This window comes from Deltaproteobacteria bacterium (assembly GCA_017302835.1).
Classification (GTDB): Bacteria; Bdellovibrionota; Bdellovibrionia; order Bdellovibrionales; family Bdellovibrionaceae; genus UBA2316.
Window position 1 is genome coordinate 29805 of the sequence record JAFLCC010000015.1, and the last position, 16535, is coordinate 46339.

Consider the following 16535-nt stretch of genomic DNA (forward strand, 5'->3'; position numbering starts at 1 on the left):
TTACCAATGCTTCTAGATGAAGTACATCGTCTTATAGAGACACTTTGATAGGCTTCGAGTTATTGCCCTTTCAAAAAACAATGAGTAGAAAAGCAACGACCAAATCAAAATTTTATTTTTTCGATTGTGGAGTCTCAAACTATTTTTCAAGACGATTGCCAATGCCTTTAAATAGTTCGGATTTGGGAGTTAACTTTGAACAATTTATGATCCAAGAAATTCGAGCCAATCTGTCCTATTCAAAAATTCGCAAAAATATCTATTTTTGGAGATCTAAAGAAAATGAAGTCGATCTGATCATAGAAAATGAATTAGCTCTTGAGTTTAAATTAAGTACAACTTTCAAGCCTGAACACGCAAAGGGTCTTTTAGGTTTGAAAGAAGAGGGGTTTATTAAAATTACAATTTCAAAATTTCTTTTATAAAGAGATCGATGGGTATCATTTGGCCTTCCTTTTCTGGATGTCCGAAATGTTTTTTTCCTAGATGTACTTGGTAGAATCGAGGAATATTTGTTCGATTTTTAAAATAAGAAATATGAGATGAAAGTTGATTTTCTCCAGTTTTGCATTCCACAGCAAAGAGAGGTTTTTTATCTTGAAGAATGACGAAATCAATTTCTCTGCCATCGATATCTCGAATAAATCGGAGTTCCATTTTGTAACCTTCAACATCTTCTTGATAATGACAATACCTCAAAAGTTGATTTGCTACAAAGTTTTCAAAACGAGGACCACTATTTTCAACCGAAGTCCAATCCCAGAAATATAATTTCTGTTCTTTTTTTACGGCTCTGATTTTTGGCGATCCAAAGGGGGGAATTCTATAAACAAGGTAGAGATATTCCAATATTTCAATCCATCGCTGAACCGATTCATGAGCTACTTGAAGATCTTCTCGAAGGCTTTGAATAGAAAGAGGGCTGCCAACTCGGCTAGGTAAAGCTTCCATAAGCATTTCAATCAAAGTTAAATCTTTGACTCTTCCCAAATCCCGAAGGTCTTCTTGAACGAGCCTTTCGGAGCGATCTTTTTGCCAGCGTCTTAAAAATCTCTCCTCGGCTCTTGAGAAAGGATCAGGGAAACCACCAAATTTCAGTAGCCCTTGGAGATCACTCATTTGAAAGTTCTTGTTGATTTCAAAAGGGGAAAGTGGATGCATTCGAAAGTAATGATAACGACCTAGAAGAGAATCGCCACCTTTTTTAAAGACATTCAATCTGGCAGATCCAGTAACAATACAATTTATTTCTGGGACATAGGCATCGTAAAACCCTTTTAGTAAAGTTTTCCATTTCGAAAACTTATGGATTTCGTCAAAAACAATCAAAGGGTGATCTGATGGAATCTCTAGAGTTCTAATCGATTTTTGATGTTTTATGATGTCCCAATTTAGATAGGCTGATGAATTTTTATTTTTGGGTTGAAGAAAGCTTAGTGCCAAAGTGGTTTTGCCAATTTGTCTTGGGCCGCCAATAAAAACCATTTTTGATTTCAGGTCCGATTCTATAAATTGTCTAAGATACCTAGAGTAGTTCATTTTTTCCTTGCGAGTTAATTCATGCTAACAAGAAATAACTCGCGAGTCAATTCGTCTGTATAAGAAATAACTCGTGAAATCTCCAGCAGCGTCTTGATGATGTTGGTCTGTAGATGCAGGAGCAAAATGGCTCCAAAAAACTGAAAATTGATATGGAATGGAGTTTGCTTACGATGGCTCACTAGAGAAGTATTAATAACTGGGGACTAAAATAACCATACCAAAAAGGGGAAACTATGAAAAAAAATAACTTTTTTTCAAAACAGATTTTATCATTAGCAATGGCTACTGGTTTAATTCTAGTGGGAATTGTGACAACAACTAATGCTCAGCAATTTGAAAGATTTGATCGGGGCGGCAATAAAGGTGATCGGTTTGATCGACGTCATGGAAATCATGGTGGTCACTATGGACCGGGGCCAATTTATCCACCTCGGCCTATTCATCCAGTTCCAGTTCCCACACCTATTCCCGTTTATCCACATCCTGTTCCACAGCCACCTTATTATGATCCTGGATATACATTTGAGAGATCCGTATTTGTAAATCGTTGGGTACAGTATGAATCTCTTAATTTGGCAGCGATGCTCAATTTAGGATATGACTTAAGTCGATATAGAATCAGAAGTGTTTTCGTTAAAGTAGGTTCTACAAACAGGGCTTCCATCGATTTATTGCTAAACGGAAGGGTTGTCGATTCAAAGCAAACTTACGGAGAAAGCGTATATCTTTATTCAAGATTCAATAATGGAAACTATAATGATTTTTCTACTTTGAGATTAGGAGTTACGGGGGCTGTGTTTATCCAATCAGTTACCGTTCAATTTGAAAGAAATTACTAAGCATCAAGGTATCTCATTTAATTTTTAAGAAACAGAACTTGCTTCGCTGGTGAAAGGCAGTCTAGGGCCCGTCTAGATATAAATTCTCGTTCTTACTGACGAAGCAAGTTCTTGGTTATTTTCAAATTAAGGCTTTCCAAAAACGCTCTAAGAATCATTTTATTTTATTCTTTTCTTAGCCAGCACAAAGAGCTCGCGACCTTGCCTTCGGGGTATTGATTTTTTCCAGCGGCCCCAAAATAAAAACTGAAAGTCTTTCTTCAGGAATTCCCGAATTTCCCATTCCGTAGAACCAAAGGGTGGTCCTTGTCGTTTATGCATACAAAAAAAAGTTGCCATCAACTGTCCCTGATCATGAAGACACTGATTCCAAACTTTGATCAGCTCTTTACGTCGATGTGGATTAATGGCACAATAGCAAGTGTATTCAAAAATCAAATCAAATTGACCGTGAAATGATTCGGGTAAATTAAATAAATCAGCTTCTAACCATTTAAGAGTATCTAAATGACCATAAAGTTTTTTAGATCTTTCAATGGCATGGGTGGAAATATCAACTGCGGTTACCAGGTGGCCATGGCTCGCAAAAAAAGCAGCGTCATGACTATCACCACAGCCGAGAACTAAAATTTTTGATTTAGGCAGTTTCAATCGTGGCAACATATCCTTCAAAGTTTCAGCAGGTGATTCTAAATTCCATCCTGGGGTTTCATTCACGTAAATATGATTCCACCATTGAGGGCTATCAATGGCTGATGACTCTAGCCAAAAGGGATGGAATTTTTCTGTTTCTCCGTGCCACTCAAACTCTTCATCGGTATATTCTTCTAGCATTTCAAAAAATTGTTCTTGTGCTTTTCTGGAAAAGGTAAAAGGAATGCCATTTTCAAGCTCGCCATGGAGTCTGTCCCAGTGATCAACAAAAAGATTTTGAACAGCTACGAATTTACAATAGTCATAATGAAAATGAAGCTTCAATAGTTTGTTGAGGTTTTTTTCCGGTAGAACCATTCTTTCTATAGACTGAACTATCAAGGGCGAATCAAAAGCTTCAACAATCACGGGTTGATGATGATACCAAGACCCAAATGAATTATTAGGAAGTAGAGTCAAATTTGCTAAAACACCCGAGCCAATTTCCAAATTGGTAATTTTTTTTTCGTCATCAATTAAAAAACCATCTTCATCCGTGGATAAAAACAGACTAGGAATTTCCTGCGGAATCATTTATTTCTGTTCATGAGGTGGTTCTGCTTTTATACCTTCAGCGTTTTGAATTTTTGGACTTTCTACTGGAGGGATTTGTTGCTTGGTTGTGGAAAGATTTTCATCTGGAGTTTGATTGTCGGTGGTAACTAATGAACCCTCGGAAAAAGAAATATTATCACCTTTAGTTAAGAGGGATTGAATGACCCATTTATCAACCGTGGGGTTATCAGAGATATCTCTAGAAAGCACAGCTTCTCCTTCGATAAGTCTTTCCACCATTTCAGTCCCAGAAGGTTCGCTAAAACGATAGGTGAATGTAGCTTTGATTTTATGGTCGCCGACGTTTTGAGTCCAAATTTTAACAATATCAATATCTTTGGAATCTGGCTTTTTGCTACGAATGGTATTTTCAATTAACTCCATCATTTTATTTTGAATGCCAGAGTGCGTCTCAAAGTCTAGTGGGGTATTGCTATGAACTAGATGCCATGACCAGACTAGCAAAATGACAAAGACTATTAAACTCAAAATTTTCATCATAGAACATTTCCTCTAATTTGTGATATGAGTATATCTTTGTAACAAGCTTTTGGCAAAAGTTATAATTGGGGGAACTATGTATTCAGAATGGATGTCTTCACTAGTAAATAAAAGTTTGAATAAAAAGAATGAATTTGAAAAGAAAGTGCTTGGAAATTGGAATCAGGCGCAGGTTCTAATGGAAGAAAAACTTTGGCAACATCTGAAAGTGTTTTTCGAAGTTAAAGGATTGAGGCCTCATATTGTAGATTTTATGACCTACGTTGAAAAATGGTCTCCGCAAATGACCAGAGAAGCGTTGAGTTATTTTTTGGATTTTTTTAGGTCCTCAACTCTTGGGATGGGATTAAGGGTCGCTAAAATTAATGACACTCAAATTGAAGTGATTTTGCCAGATAGATCAAGAAATTTAGATGAAGAAGGTTACTTTCTGGAATCAGCTTTGATGACAGCAGGAATTGAAAGTTTTAAACTGCTTTGGCTCAGACATGCTCCCATCGGAGACTTTCAATTTAAAATACAAAAAATTCATTTTGAAAAAGTATCTTCGGTTTTGAACGAGAAAAAATTTAAAAGCTACAGGGCCAGATTTGAGATTCAATCGGAACAAAGAGAAATGGTATTAGCTCAGTTAAGGGCCGAACAAAAAGCATTGGTGGAACATAAAATCTTATTTTTCGACGAAAAAGAAGCTCTGGCAGCAGAGATGAACTTGAATTCTTGGATTTCCATCGTTCCCGTATTAGAATCAACAACCTTTACGACACATCAGTAAAGAAAGGCATTAATAGGGAAATTTATGGAAGGAAGTTTATGGCAGTACTAGAAACTGAAATTAATAGCGACTCTGAAGATTTTAAAAAAAACAAACGGTACATGCTCGACTTAATAGAAAACTTAAAAAAACAAGTCGAAAAAATAAAACTTGGAGGAGGCTCAGACTCTCAGGAAAAACAGAAAGCTCGCGGTAAGCTCACCGTAAGGGAACGAATTCAGAACTTATTGGATCCTGGTACCAGCTTTCTGGAATTTTCAACGCTCGCTGCTTGGGGTGTTTACGATAACGAAGCGCCCTGTGCTGGTATTATAACTGGGATTGGTGTCATCCACGGCATTGAAGTCATGATTGTTGCTAATGATGCCACGGTAAAAGGTGGAACGTATTTTCCTCTTACCGTAAAGAAACATTTGCGAGCACAAGAAATAGCTCAAGAAAATGGATTGCCTTGTATTTATTTAGTGGATAGTGGAGGAGCCTTTTTGCCACTTCAGTCTGAAGTTTTTCCTGATCGAGAACATTTCGGTCGTATTTTTTATAACCAGGCTAGAATGTCAGCTGAAGGGATTTCGCAGATTTCCATCGTCATGGGTTCATGCACCGCTGGAGGAGCCTATGTCCCGTCAATGAGTGATGAAAATGTGATCGTCAATGAAAATGGAACTATATTTTTAGGCGGTCCGCCTCTGGTGAAGGCAGCCACAGGAGAAGAAGTCTCGGCCCAAGATTTGGGAGGGGCCCATGTTCATTGCGAAATCAGTGGCGTGACAGATCATTTCGCCGAAAATGATTCCCATGCCCTTGAAGTAACACGTGAGATCGTAAAACATTTGAATAAACAACGTGTGGTTCATCTAAAGATGGAACCTCCCGAGGAGCCTGCTTATTCTATTGAGGAAATCTATGGAGTTATTCCTGAGGATTCCAAAAAATCATTTGATGTGCGAGAAATTATTTCTCGGCTTGTAGACGCCAGTGATTTTCATGAATTCAAACCACTTTATGGAAAAACGTTGGTGACAGGTTGGGGACACATTTGGGGTTATCCCGTAGGAATTATTGCAAATAATGGAGTTTTGTTTAGTGAAAGCGCTTTAAAGGCAGCTCATTTTATAGAGCTTTGTGAACAACGACAAATTCCTTTAGTGTTTCTGCAAAATATCACGGGTTTCATGGTAGGTAAAAAATATGAAAATGAAGGAATTGCAAAGCAGGGAGCTAAAATGGTTATGGCCGTAAGCAATGCCTCTGTTCCTAAATTTACTGTTGTTATTGGTGGTTCCTATGGTGCTGGAAATTATGGAATGTGTGGAAGGGCCTTTCAGCCACGGCAACTTTGGATGTGGCCCAATGCTAAAATTTCCGTGATGGGCGGAGAACAAGCTGCAAATGTATTGCTGACAGTAAAAAAAGATCAGTTAGCTATTAAAAAACAACAAATGAGTTTGGAAGAAGAAGAGAGATTTAAAAAACCAATTCTAGATAAATATAGCGAAGAAAGTTCTGCGTATTATTCTAGCGCCAGGATTTGGGATGATGGAGTGATAGATCCAAAGGAAACAAGAAGAGTCCTTGCACTTGGAATTGCCGCGAGTTTAAATAAAAAATGGAGTGAGCCCAGGCAGGGTGTTTTTAGAATGTGAAACTCATTCTTATTAAATCAAATGCCAACATGACTCTGATGATAAAGGATTGAAAATATGATGAATGCTCAGTTGAAAACCCTGATACTGACGGAATTAGATCAGGTGTTGCAGATTAAATTAAATCGACCAGAGGTGCGAAACGCCTTCAACTCAGAAATGATTAAGGAGTTGAGCTCCGTATTTAAAGCCTTGCAACAAAGATCAGATATTAAGGTAATGACTTTGGTAGGTGAAGGAAAAGCTTTTTGTGCAGGGGCTGATTTAAATTGGATGCGCTCCATGGTGAATTATAATTTTGAAGAAAACATTCTGGATGCAAAGGAATTATATCAATTATTTGAAGCCCAGAGCCAACTAGATATTCCACTCATAGGTCTAGTTCATGGCGCTGTTTACGGCGGAGCTTTGGGGCTGATTGCCAATTGTGACTACGTGATTGCCGAGAAGGGTACAAATTTTTGTTTTAGTGAAGTGAAATTGGGAATTTCTCCAGCTGTTATTTCCAGTTTTGTTTTAAAGAAAGCCAACCCTCTAGTTCATCATTATATGCTTTCTGCTTCTGTATTTGATGAAAATCAAGCCAAAGAGTTGTTCTTAGTCAATGAGATATGTTCTGCAGGTAGAGGTCATTCGGCGATTCAAACCCATCTCCATCAGTACAAAGAATGCAGTCCTCAGGCGGTTCGAAAAACAAAAAAACTTTTAAGGGAATTAAGGTCTTTAGGTACAACCAGTCCTGAATCATTAACAACAAAACTCATTGCTGAGCTCAGGGTGTCTTCTGAAGGACAAGAAGGAATCAAAAGCTTTTTAGAAAAGTCATCTCCGATTTGGAAAAAAAACTAAGCCTGGGGCAAAAGGATAATCATTTGTGAATCATCATGTAAATTTAGAAAATAAAAAAATTAAAAGAATTGCCATCGCCAATCGTGGAGAAGTCGCTGTCAGAATTATAAAAGCTTGTGAAGAACTTGAAATAGAAACCGTTTTATTACATTCAGATGTGGATACTCATTCACGAGCTTACAGAATGGCAACTAAATCAATTTGTATTGGTCCGGCCTCAACAGCGGAAAGTTATTTGAACATTGAAGCCAACATTCAGGGAGCCTTAGCAGGAAAAGTCGATGCCCTCCATCCAGGATTTGGTTTTTTGTCTGAGAATCCTGATTTTGCAGAGGCATGTATTAAAGCGGGTATTATTTTTATCGGACCGTCTCCAGAATCGATTCGTGCCCTTGGTGATAAAGTCAATTGTAAAGCTCTGGCTAAAAAGCTTGGGATTCCTTTAGTGCCTGGGTATCAAGGAGAAAATCAGGAGGTTTTATTTCTTGCTCAGGAGGCTGAACGAATTGGCTATCCTGTGATTGTCAAGGCCGCGGCTGGCGGTGGTGGACGTGGAATGAAGTTGATTCAAGCAGCAAGTGAGGCCAAGGAACAAATCGAGTCGGCACAACGAGAAGCCCTAGCGGCCTTTGGTTCATCAAAAGTTTTTTTGGAAAAATATTTAGATAAAGCTAAGCATATTGAATTTCAAATTTTTGGCGATTCCATCGGGCAAGTTACTCATCTGATGGACCGGGAGTGTTCGGTGCAACGTCGCCATCAAAAAATAATTGAAGAAGCCTTATCTCCCTCCATTTCTACTGAGCTCAGAATCAAGATGGGTGAATGTGCCGTGAGCATTGCAAAAAGTGTAAACTATAAAGGGGCTGGGACTGTTGAGTTTTTATTTCAAGATGAAGAGTTTTATTTGCTAGAAGTAAATACCCGCCTACAAGTAGAACACCCGGTGACCGAGCAAGTGATGGGGATTGATCTTGTCAAAGCTCAGATTTTAACAGCACAAAATGATTTTATCTTAACCAAAGATAAATATAAAACAGCTCATGGGCATAGCATAGAGTGCAGAGTTTATGCCGAGAATTCTTATTTAGGAGGCCTTCCAAGTACGGGATTATTAGGAACAGTGTTTTTTCCAGAAGGACCTGGAAGAAGGTATGAGTATGGTTTTGAAAAAGGTGATACCATCACTTCGTATTATGATCCAATGATAGCAAAAATTATTGTTTGGGACGAAAATAGAAATCGTGCCATAAAAAAAATGTGCAAGGTCCTTAAGGAAACGTTGATTTTTGGGGTCCACACAAATATTCCCTATCTACTGGCTATTTTAGCCCATCCCGAATTCATAAAGGGAACAATGACCACACGATTTATTGAAACTTATTTTAAAGACCCGATTCTTCCAGAAAGGTTATCACCGATCGACGAAAAAAATATTTCTCAGATAAAAAAATATTTCACAGGCAAAAAAGAAATCAAGAAAACTAAATCAAACCCTTGGAGTTTTGATTGGAGAATGTGGTCATGAAAAATGAAAATGGGGTCATAAAAAATTTTGAGTTGATTGAAAATGGAGAGACTTCAAAGGCAAGTGCCGAGGTTGTTAAAAATACCCTTTGGGTTCATGTATCTGGGCAAATTCTGGCAATGGATTTAGATAGCCATAGAGTTTCTAAGAGAAAGACAAAGACGTCTGTATCCAATCCAAATTTAGTGCTATCTCCAATGCCTGGAAAAATAACCAAAATTTTTGTGACCCTTGGACAAATGGTGAAGGCCGGGGATTCTTTGATTGTGATGGAAGCCATGAAAATGGAGTACACCTTAAAATCTAGTATTGATGGCAAAGTTAAGAGTGTTAACTGTAAAATTAACGATCAAGTGATCCTGGCTAAATTATTGGTCGAGCTCGAAAAAGGATAATTTAGATATGTCGGCAAAAAGTATAAAAATAGTTGAAGTGGGCCTTCGAGATGGTTTGCAAAATGAATCCAAAATTTTGACTGTAAATCAAAAAGTGGAGCTTGGGAAAAAACTATTAGATTCTGGTATGAAGTTTATGGAGGCTGGAGCCTTTGTTCGTGCAGATAAAGTCCCACAAATGGAAGGAAGTGACCAAGTTTTTGCGAAACTAAATGAATACTCTCCTAAAAACAATTTATCTGTATTAGTTCCAAATGAAATAGGGATGTTTAAGGCCATAGAAAATAGAGTTAAGGAAGTGGCCGTTTTTGCTGGCTGTTCTGAATCTTTTTCTCAAAAAAACATTAATTGCTCCATTGAGGAAAGTTTTTTTCGATTTGAAAAAGTTTTTTCACTGGCAAAAAAAAATAAAATTAAAGTACGAGGTTATTTAAGCGTCTGTTTTGGTTGTCCCTTTGAAGGTGAAATCAAAGAGGCCGTTGTGGTGAGGTTAGCAAAAAAACTTTATGAAATGGGAGCTTACGAAATTTCTATTGGGGATACCATTGGAAAAGCGCATGTGGGCCAAGTCAGATCCTTATTCTCGAAATTAAAGAAAGCGATACCCGTTGAAAAATTAGCGGGGCACTTTCATGATACTCGCGGGCAGGCTTTAGCCAACATATTAGAATCCTATAATCTGGGAGTCAGGGTTTTTGATTCCAGCATTGGTGGATTGGGTGGCTGTCCTTATGCTCCCGCTGCCACAGGAAATGTAGCTACAGAAGATGTTTTGTATATGTTCCAAAAAACGGGAGTGAATACTCACATTGATTTAAGAAAAATACTTCAAATCCATTCCTGGTTGACTCAGGAAATGGGAAAACCTTTGCCATCAAAATTGGGACAAGTAGGAATGTGATTCATTATTAGGCCAACTAGGAATGAGGCTCAGCGGGGGTTACGTCTATGACTCAACTCTTCGTTCTTGTCGGTCGGGACTCCCTGCGGGTTGGCTTTGGTTTCTGGATTTAAGGTGTTTTATTTTTTGACATAAATGAAAAAAATATCCTTTTCAGATAATTTTCACAGAGAAAAGACCGATTTTATTAAATTTTCTTTGAGTCTTTCTAAGTCTGTACTAGGTTCCACGAATTAAAGAGTCTAGGGGGAGTTAGTATGGGGATATTGATTTTAAGATCCATGAAATATGGATTCTACGTCTTGAGTGTGCTTCTTTTTCTGAATTCTTGTCAAAAATCGAACGAAAACAAAAATAAATTTTCAAGCGAAATTGATGAAACCCTTATATTAAAAGTGACAAAAGATAATTTTATCAATGGAAAAACCTTTTGCCAACTTTACGTAAATACAAATGAAAAACTCAGTCATGAGAACGGTGTTTGGATTGATGTTCCAAAGAATTATGACAACCAAACAAGCAGTACTGACAAAATGCAGATTTATGCTTACACTCGTAAACCCTTTGATCCTAAATTGCCTTCTTTTGTATTTGTTGATGGCGGACCTGGGCAGAATACCCATCAATTTGAAGACATTCTTTCTGACGGGTATAATCAGATTAATTTTGACCAACGAGGAGTTGGTTGCTCCACGCCAAATACATGGGACGAATATTCTGATCAAAAAATCTACTCTTCAAAGAATACTATTTATGACATGGAGGAGATACGAAAACATTTTGGAATTGAGAAATGGTCTGTTTATGGCCTCAGTTATGGAACTATTCCTGCAACTATGTATTCCTCTTTTTTTAAGGCTAACACCAAGGTGTTAGTCCTTGAAGGAGTTGTTGGGTCTGTTGAAAATCTTTCTAGATTTAATTATTTTTCAGACAAATGGAATTTGATAATCAAATCATTTAATGAAAAACAAAAAAATAGCTTTGATCAATTGATTTTAAACGATAGAGACAAAAAATTTGAAATCATCATGCAACAATTTATGATCGCCGGCTATCGCGATGCGGGGTTTAAATCTTTGAAGGAAAATCTATTAGATAAGCTATTTCCTCTTGAGGGTGGATTTAATGAAGAGGCATTTAAAGAACTAAAGAGAAAATACACATTAAGTCGAACTCGCTTTGAGAAACCTCAACAACCTGGGGCTGTGGATGACAACATTTTATCAATTTTTTATTGTAAGGAATTAAAGGCCTTCGAGAAGGATAAATTTACCTTAGACTATGATTCTGAAAAAGGGTTTATCGAACGACCGACAACATTAAAAAAATATTGGCGAGATGAATGCTACAAACATGATATCAAGGAAGAAAATCAAGATAGTTATGAGGAAGCTAAATATCCCGTTTTAGTACCTATTTACTATCTGCAAGGCTCCCATGATGCCGCCACTGTTGCAACAGGGGCTTTAAATCACTGGAAAATGGTTCCCAAAAAATCTGTTTTTTTTATGTTTTCAATTAAGGGCGGGCACAATCCGGGGCTGTCTAAAATTAATTCAGCAAATGATGAAATTAAATTGGCGCATAGAAATCTTTATATAAAAGCGTTAAATGGCGAAAAAATAGATAGTGAATTTGTTAAAAATTTAAATTCAATTATTACCAAAAATGAAAAAAATGAAAATTTAAAAAAAGTCACCTGGGAGCTATTTTTAAAGAGACCAAAAGACTTTTCCTCCATTGAAGGCGAGTTAGAAGGGATTAAGAGGATTCAATATTAGAGATTGACTACTTCCTTGATAAATATACATTGAAACTATCAAAGCGTATTTAAAGACTTTTTAAATACGCTCTCCATGCTATGACAAGGGGTTATTATGATTTTAAGAATTTTAATGTTATTGTGTTTTTTCTTTGTGACTTGCCTGCTAAATTTGAATCTCGTCTTCGCCGAAGGCGTCGGTGAAAACCTGGGTAAAAAAGTCGATACAAAAGTGAATGATATCAAAGATTATTCGGTAGAGAAAAAAGAAAAAATTGAAAAAGAATTTCAATCAAATTTAGACAAATTAGATAAAGAAATTAAATCACTTAAAGCCAAAGTTAATAAGGCGCAAAAAAAAACAACAACCGAAGTTCAAAAGCAGTGGAATGATCAAATTGATACTTTGGAAAAAAGAAAATCTGAAATTGCAGCAGATATTGCCAGTCTCAAGTTAAGTACTGGAAATGCATGGGAAGATATTAAGTCTGGGATTCAAACGGCGGTCAGTGATTTAAAAACTTCATTTAAAAAAGCAAAATCTCAGTTTAACAACGAAAATGATAATCTGCATGAAAATAACGAAGAAAAATAAAAAAGCGATAATTGTTCAATGTATTGAAGAGTTTGAACAAAAGACCCAAATAGAACTTAAATTAATCATTGAGCGCCAAGCTAGAGGCTACTGGGACCACATTTTAGCATATTGTTTGTTAGGTAATTTTCTATTACTGGCCATTGCTCATTTTAGTCAAGTTGAGGAAAATTTTGTTTTAATCTACTTTGAGTTAATTTTTCTAAATTTGGTGTTGGTTATTTTTTTACATCTGCTGATGGGGGTGCAGTTTTTAATAGGACGAAACAAGAAAAACTCAAATGTAGAAGAGAGAGCTTTGTTTCATTTTTCTCAGCAAAAAATGTACATGACTGAGTTAAGATCTGGAATGTTGATGTATTATTCTCGTTTGGAAAAAAGAGGAATTATATTGACGGATGTAGGTGTCTTAAAAAAAATCTCTGCCGCTGAGCTGTTAAATTTTGAGAGTGAATTCAACCAAGCTATGAATAAAAAAGATTTTGCCAATGAATTAGGTGCTTTTATAAGAGGGTTTGGTGTTTTTTGTCACCAAAAATGGCCTGATGAAACTTTCAAAAATGAATTATCAAATGATGTATTAGGATTCTAAATGATTAAAATTATATTATTAGTTACATTGGTATTTGGAATATTTGTATTTGATGCAGAAGCTCGAGTTGGCGGTGGAGATTCCTATGGAGGCGGCAGACGGTCCGGTGGGGGAAGTCGGGGGGGATGGAGCTCTGGTAGTGGTTCAGGATATTACCGCAATAATGACTCTGGAATTATTTTTGAGCTCATTTATTGGATCATTAGAATAGGAATTCGTTATCCTTTGTTTGGAATTCCATTTTTGATTTTCTTGGCTTTTATTTTATATTCATCCTACCGTAAATCTCATTCTTATGATGATTACTATTCAAAGTATGAATCAGATAACACGAATAAAGAACTCAATCAGACTCGTGATTTTGTGATATCTTTAACAGCGATAGACCCTCTTTTTTCTTATCCCTTGTTTAAAGACTTTATTTTTTCATTGTACTCACACTTTCATGAAAACCGCGGCCAAAAAAAACTAGATCTGTTATCACAATATTTTTCAGAAACAATTATTAACAAATACAATAGACATGAAACTCTACTTCAAGTGGATGGAGTTGTTGTTGGCAATTGTCAAATTTTAAGTATGAAAAAAACTCTAGAGTATCTTGAAGTAAAGATTTATTTTACAGCTAACTATACGGAACTTTATCAAGATGGAAAATCACAGAGATTCCTTTTGAAAGAATCATGGAATTTGCGAAGAGGCCTTCAGGTTAAATCTAAACCTCCAGAATCGATAACTTCTTTAGCCTGTCCAAATTGTGGCGCCTCTATATCTGAAACGACCTCAGGAAAGTGTTTTTCTTGTGGTCAGTCTAACAAAAATGGAAAATTTGATTGGTTTATTTATGATATAAACAGCAATAAAGAATTTTATTCACAGGCCGCTAACTCTTCCTCTTTACTTTCTTCTGTCGTTATTGAAGAGGGAACGAACTTACCGACAATAAAGGACCCTTTTATTGAAAAACAATTGGCAACAGTTTTTAAAGATAGAAGTGAACTTGAATACACGCATAAAAGGTTTAAAGATATTTTCTTTAATTTACAAAAATCATGGTCTGATCAGAATTGGGAACTGGCAAGACCCTTCGAATCGGATTCGCTTTTTAATTCACAACTTTATTGGATAGAGGACTTTAGAAGAAAAAAAGAAAAAAATTATATAGAAAAAATCGAAGTCGAAAAGATTGTCCCGGTCTGCATACATAGCGATAATTACTACCTCTCTTTTACGGTTAGAATATTTGCGAACATGATAGATTACACTAAAAATCAATCTGGTACGGTGATCAGAGGAAGTTCCTCAAAAAAGATATCCTTCACCGAATATTGGACTTTCATAAAAGGGATAGGAAGCAATCACAAGGATGCAAAAATCAAGAATGTAAAGAACTGTCCTTCATGTGGAGCAGAATTAAAAATATCCATGGCGGGAAAATGTGATTTTTGTGGAACTAAAATTACGCTGGGTCAATTTGATTGGGTTCTTTCACAAATCGAACAAGATGAAGAGTTCAATTTGTAATAGAACGAATTTCCTTTATGACTGACTCAATGGATTCTTCTGTTGGTTTAATGACAAATTCATAGTTAAATGGAATTGAGTTTTGCCAACCAACTTTCTTCCCCCAGAAGGATATTTTATATTTTCCTGGTTTTAAATTTGGTCCTGGGGACCATGATTCTGCAGTTTTGGTGATTTCTTGGATAACTTCCCATTTATCTTCCAGGTGATAAGAGTATTCTAATTTTCCGGAGATGAGGATATTTGGTTTTTTAGGAATCAAAATTTTAAAATCGTTTGTATTTTTATTAGAAGATTCCACTTTAAATAAGATGTCTGGCAGCTGAGCCGCATTGATGTTTATTTTCTGGGGAGAAAAAATTTCTTTCCCTAAAATGTCATCATTTCCAATACTCGTGATTGAATATTCAAATTCACCAGCATCAAGTTCTATTTGAGCGTTAGGGTTTTTCGAAATCAATTCTTGAACCAATTTTTTATCTTTGTCGTAGATCTTTAGTTTATATTTTTTCGTTTGTGCTGATTCTGGCCATTCTAATTTCAATTTACCCTTCAAAGTTAAGTTGGAAGCCTTTGCCGTTAGTGGCGCAAAAATCCCATTTTTACCTTGGGCATTTATATCAGCCGATTTATTAAATTCGACGGACTCGGGTGGCACTTCAATATTAATAAACTCACTCCATTGACTATAATGTCCATAAGTATTAAGAAATCGACCCCTAATTTTTACTTTTCCAGAAGTCGATTTAAATTTTAACAAGCTCGTTTTGGATTCAAAGGTTTTTAAGAATTTATTTTTCGAGTTAAACACTTGAACTTGATATTTTGTTGCTTCTTTATAGTCTTCCCATTGAATTTCTACTGAAGATAGCTTTTGAACCGCATTTTTTTTTGAAAGAACCTCTCCAAAACTGGATGTAAAAATAGTCATCGTCATTAGAAATATGAAAACTAATTTTAGCTGCATAAGTCCTTACTGCTTTGAAGATTTGATTTCAATCGGCTTTATATCTGGTGTTTTTTTCGGGTCAAAGGAAAGGTCCGATATAATCAGAGACAATTGGAATGCTTGGAATTCACTAAGCTTCAACAGATCTCCATCCAATGAATAAGATATCATTTTTTTAAAATTTGTCGAAGCTTTAGGGCCTTTGGAAATCAGTCTTACGGCCAAACTCAAGGTGTCTTTTATATTAAGGCCCAAGCGTTTATGGCCTTGGGCAAATTTGATAATGGAATAAAAATCATCATAGGCCCCTTTGGGAAATAACTCCGTGTATTTGGTGATATTCAAAGCAAGTTCCGTACAAGTTTTTTTATCTAAAAGTAAATCTTTTTCCGAACTACAAAATTTGACTACCTTAACAAAATCATCACGTAACTTAACGGGATCGCCTTTGTAGTCTTTAGAAAGAGAATGGGAAATTTTATAAGCCGTCGTAAAATCTAAATTCAAATAATTTTCTAAAAACAATTTTTGAAACAATACAAAAAAGTTTTTGGCGCGTTCTTCATCAAAGCTTGAGTATTCCAAACTGACTTCATAGGCCTTAGACAAAGCAACACCTGATTTTTTTAACAGAAGAAAGATTTTTGAAAATCTCTCGAAAGATCCCGTACAGTTTTTAGCGATGTCGATGGAGGCTTTAATCGCTTGAGGTTCGTTAAAATTTAATTCATTTTCTTTTTTAAAAAATTCGAAGGACTTTTTAAATTCAAGGGCGGATTCGCAAAATCTAGCGTCTGAAATGGGTGGATATAAAAGCGAATCATCAACTGCGGCATGCAAAAAAAATGGTACCAATAAGACTGAAAAAAGTACATTTTTTAACATT

17 protein-coding genes are annotated in these 16535 nt (G+C 36.2%); 12 read left to right on the plus strand and 5 right to left on the minus strand.

Features of this window, described 5'->3' with window-relative positions:
* Positions 1-80 precede the first annotated feature (80 nt).
* Entirely contained in the window at positions 81-425 is a 345-nt protein-coding gene (locus J0M15_13815; GenBank protein MBN8538126.1) for a DUF4143 domain-containing protein, read from the plus strand.
* Here J0M15_13815 and J0M15_13820 read toward each other — a convergent pair.
* A complete protein-coding gene (locus tag J0M15_13820; GenBank protein MBN8538127.1) occupies positions 400-1539 on the minus strand; it encodes an ATP-binding protein in 1140 nt (379 codons plus the stop codon). The two genes, J0M15_13815 and J0M15_13820, sit on opposite strands and share 26 nt — an antisense overlap.
* A 236-nt stretch (positions 1540-1775) precedes the next feature.
* Here J0M15_13820 and J0M15_13825 point away from each other — a divergent pair, with 236 nt between their 5' ends.
* On the plus strand, positions 1776-2381 hold the full coding sequence (locus J0M15_13825) for a hypothetical protein (GenBank protein ID MBN8538128.1): 606 nt from the start codon (positions 1776-1778) through the stop codon (positions 2379-2381).
* Between the two features lie 159 nt (positions 2382-2540).
* Here the strand turns inward: J0M15_13825 and J0M15_13830 are convergent, their stop codons facing one another.
* Positions 2541-3608 carry a methyltransferase domain-containing protein gene (locus J0M15_13830; GenBank protein MBN8538129.1) on the minus strand — a complete coding sequence of 356 codons (1068 nt, stop codon included), beginning with the start codon at positions 3606-3608 and terminating at the stop codon, positions 2541-2543.
* On the minus strand, positions 3609-4130 hold the full coding sequence (locus J0M15_13835) for a hypothetical protein (GenBank protein MBN8538130.1): 522 nt from the start codon (positions 4128-4130) through the stop codon (positions 3609-3611). It abuts the gene before it with no gap.
* 76 nt (positions 4131-4206) lie between these two features.
* On the opposite strand from J0M15_13835, the gene J0M15_13840 reads away from it, so the two are divergent.
* The 10 genes from J0M15_13840 (at position 4207) to J0M15_13885 (ending at position 14700) form a co-directional block, all read left to right on the plus strand.
* Positions 4207-4905, plus strand: a complete 699-nt coding sequence (locus tag J0M15_13840; protein ID MBN8538131.1) for a hypothetical protein — start codon at positions 4207-4209, stop codon at positions 4903-4905.
* A gap of 38 nt (positions 4906-4943) precedes the next feature.
* The gene (locus J0M15_13845; GenBank protein MBN8538132.1) at positions 4944-6551 is read left to right on the plus strand and encodes a methylcrotonoyl-CoA carboxylase; all 1608 of its coding nucleotides are present in this window, start codon (positions 4944-4946) and stop codon (positions 6549-6551) included.
* Between the two features lie 72 nt (positions 6552-6623).
* Positions 6624-7400, plus strand: coding sequence for an enoyl-CoA hydratase/isomerase family protein (locus tag J0M15_13850; protein MBN8538133.1), 777 nt, complete (start codon positions 6624-6626; stop codon positions 7398-7400).
* A gap of 58 nt (positions 7401-7458) precedes the next feature.
* The gene (locus J0M15_13855; protein MBN8538134.1) at positions 7459-8928 is read left to right on the plus strand and encodes an ATP-grasp domain-containing protein; all 1470 of its coding nucleotides are present in this window, start codon (positions 7459-7461) and stop codon (positions 8926-8928) included.
* A complete protein-coding gene (locus J0M15_13860) occupies positions 8925-9323 on the plus strand; it encodes a biotin/lipoyl-binding protein (protein MBN8538135.1) in 399 nt (132 codons plus the stop codon). The genes J0M15_13855 and J0M15_13860 overlap by 4 nt, the downstream gene beginning before the upstream one ends.
* Before the next feature lie 7 nt (positions 9324-9330).
* The gene (locus J0M15_13865; protein MBN8538136.1) at positions 9331-10224 is read left to right on the plus strand and encodes a hydroxymethylglutaryl-CoA lyase; all 894 of its coding nucleotides are present in this window, start codon (positions 9331-9333) and stop codon (positions 10222-10224) included.
* Positions 10225-10481: 257 nt separating this feature from the next.
* The gene (locus tag J0M15_13870) at positions 10482-12008 is read left to right on the plus strand and encodes an alpha/beta hydrolase (protein MBN8538137.1); all 1527 of its coding nucleotides are present in this window, start codon (positions 10482-10484) and stop codon (positions 12006-12008) included.
* Between the two features lie 96 nt (positions 12009-12104).
* Positions 12105-12584 carry a hypothetical protein gene (locus tag J0M15_13875; GenBank protein ID MBN8538138.1) on the plus strand — a complete coding sequence of 160 codons (480 nt, stop codon included), beginning with the start codon at positions 12105-12107 and terminating at the stop codon, positions 12582-12584.
* Positions 12562-13176 carry a hypothetical protein gene (locus tag J0M15_13880; protein ID MBN8538139.1) on the plus strand — a complete coding sequence of 205 codons (615 nt, stop codon included), beginning with the start codon at positions 12562-12564 and terminating at the stop codon, positions 13174-13176. The genes J0M15_13875 and J0M15_13880 overlap by 23 nt, the downstream gene beginning before the upstream one ends.
* Positions 13177-14700 (plus strand): Tim44 domain-containing protein, encoded by a 1524-nt coding sequence (locus J0M15_13885; protein ID MBN8538140.1) that lies wholly within the window; start codon positions 13177-13179, stop codon positions 14698-14700.
* Here the strand turns inward: J0M15_13885 and J0M15_13890 are convergent.
* Together J0M15_13890 and J0M15_13895 are read right to left on the minus strand one after the other, a co-directional pair.
* Positions 14690-15667, minus strand: coding sequence for a hypothetical protein (locus J0M15_13890; GenBank protein MBN8538141.1), 978 nt, complete (start codon positions 15665-15667; stop codon positions 14690-14692). The genes J0M15_13885 and J0M15_13890 overlap by 11 nt on opposite strands.
* 6 nt (positions 15668-15673) lie before the next feature.
* Positions 15674-16534: a hypothetical protein gene (locus tag J0M15_13895; protein MBN8538142.1), complete on the minus strand. Its 861-nt coding sequence runs from the start codon at positions 16532-16534 to the stop codon at positions 15674-15676.
* Position 16535 lies beyond the last annotated feature (1 nt).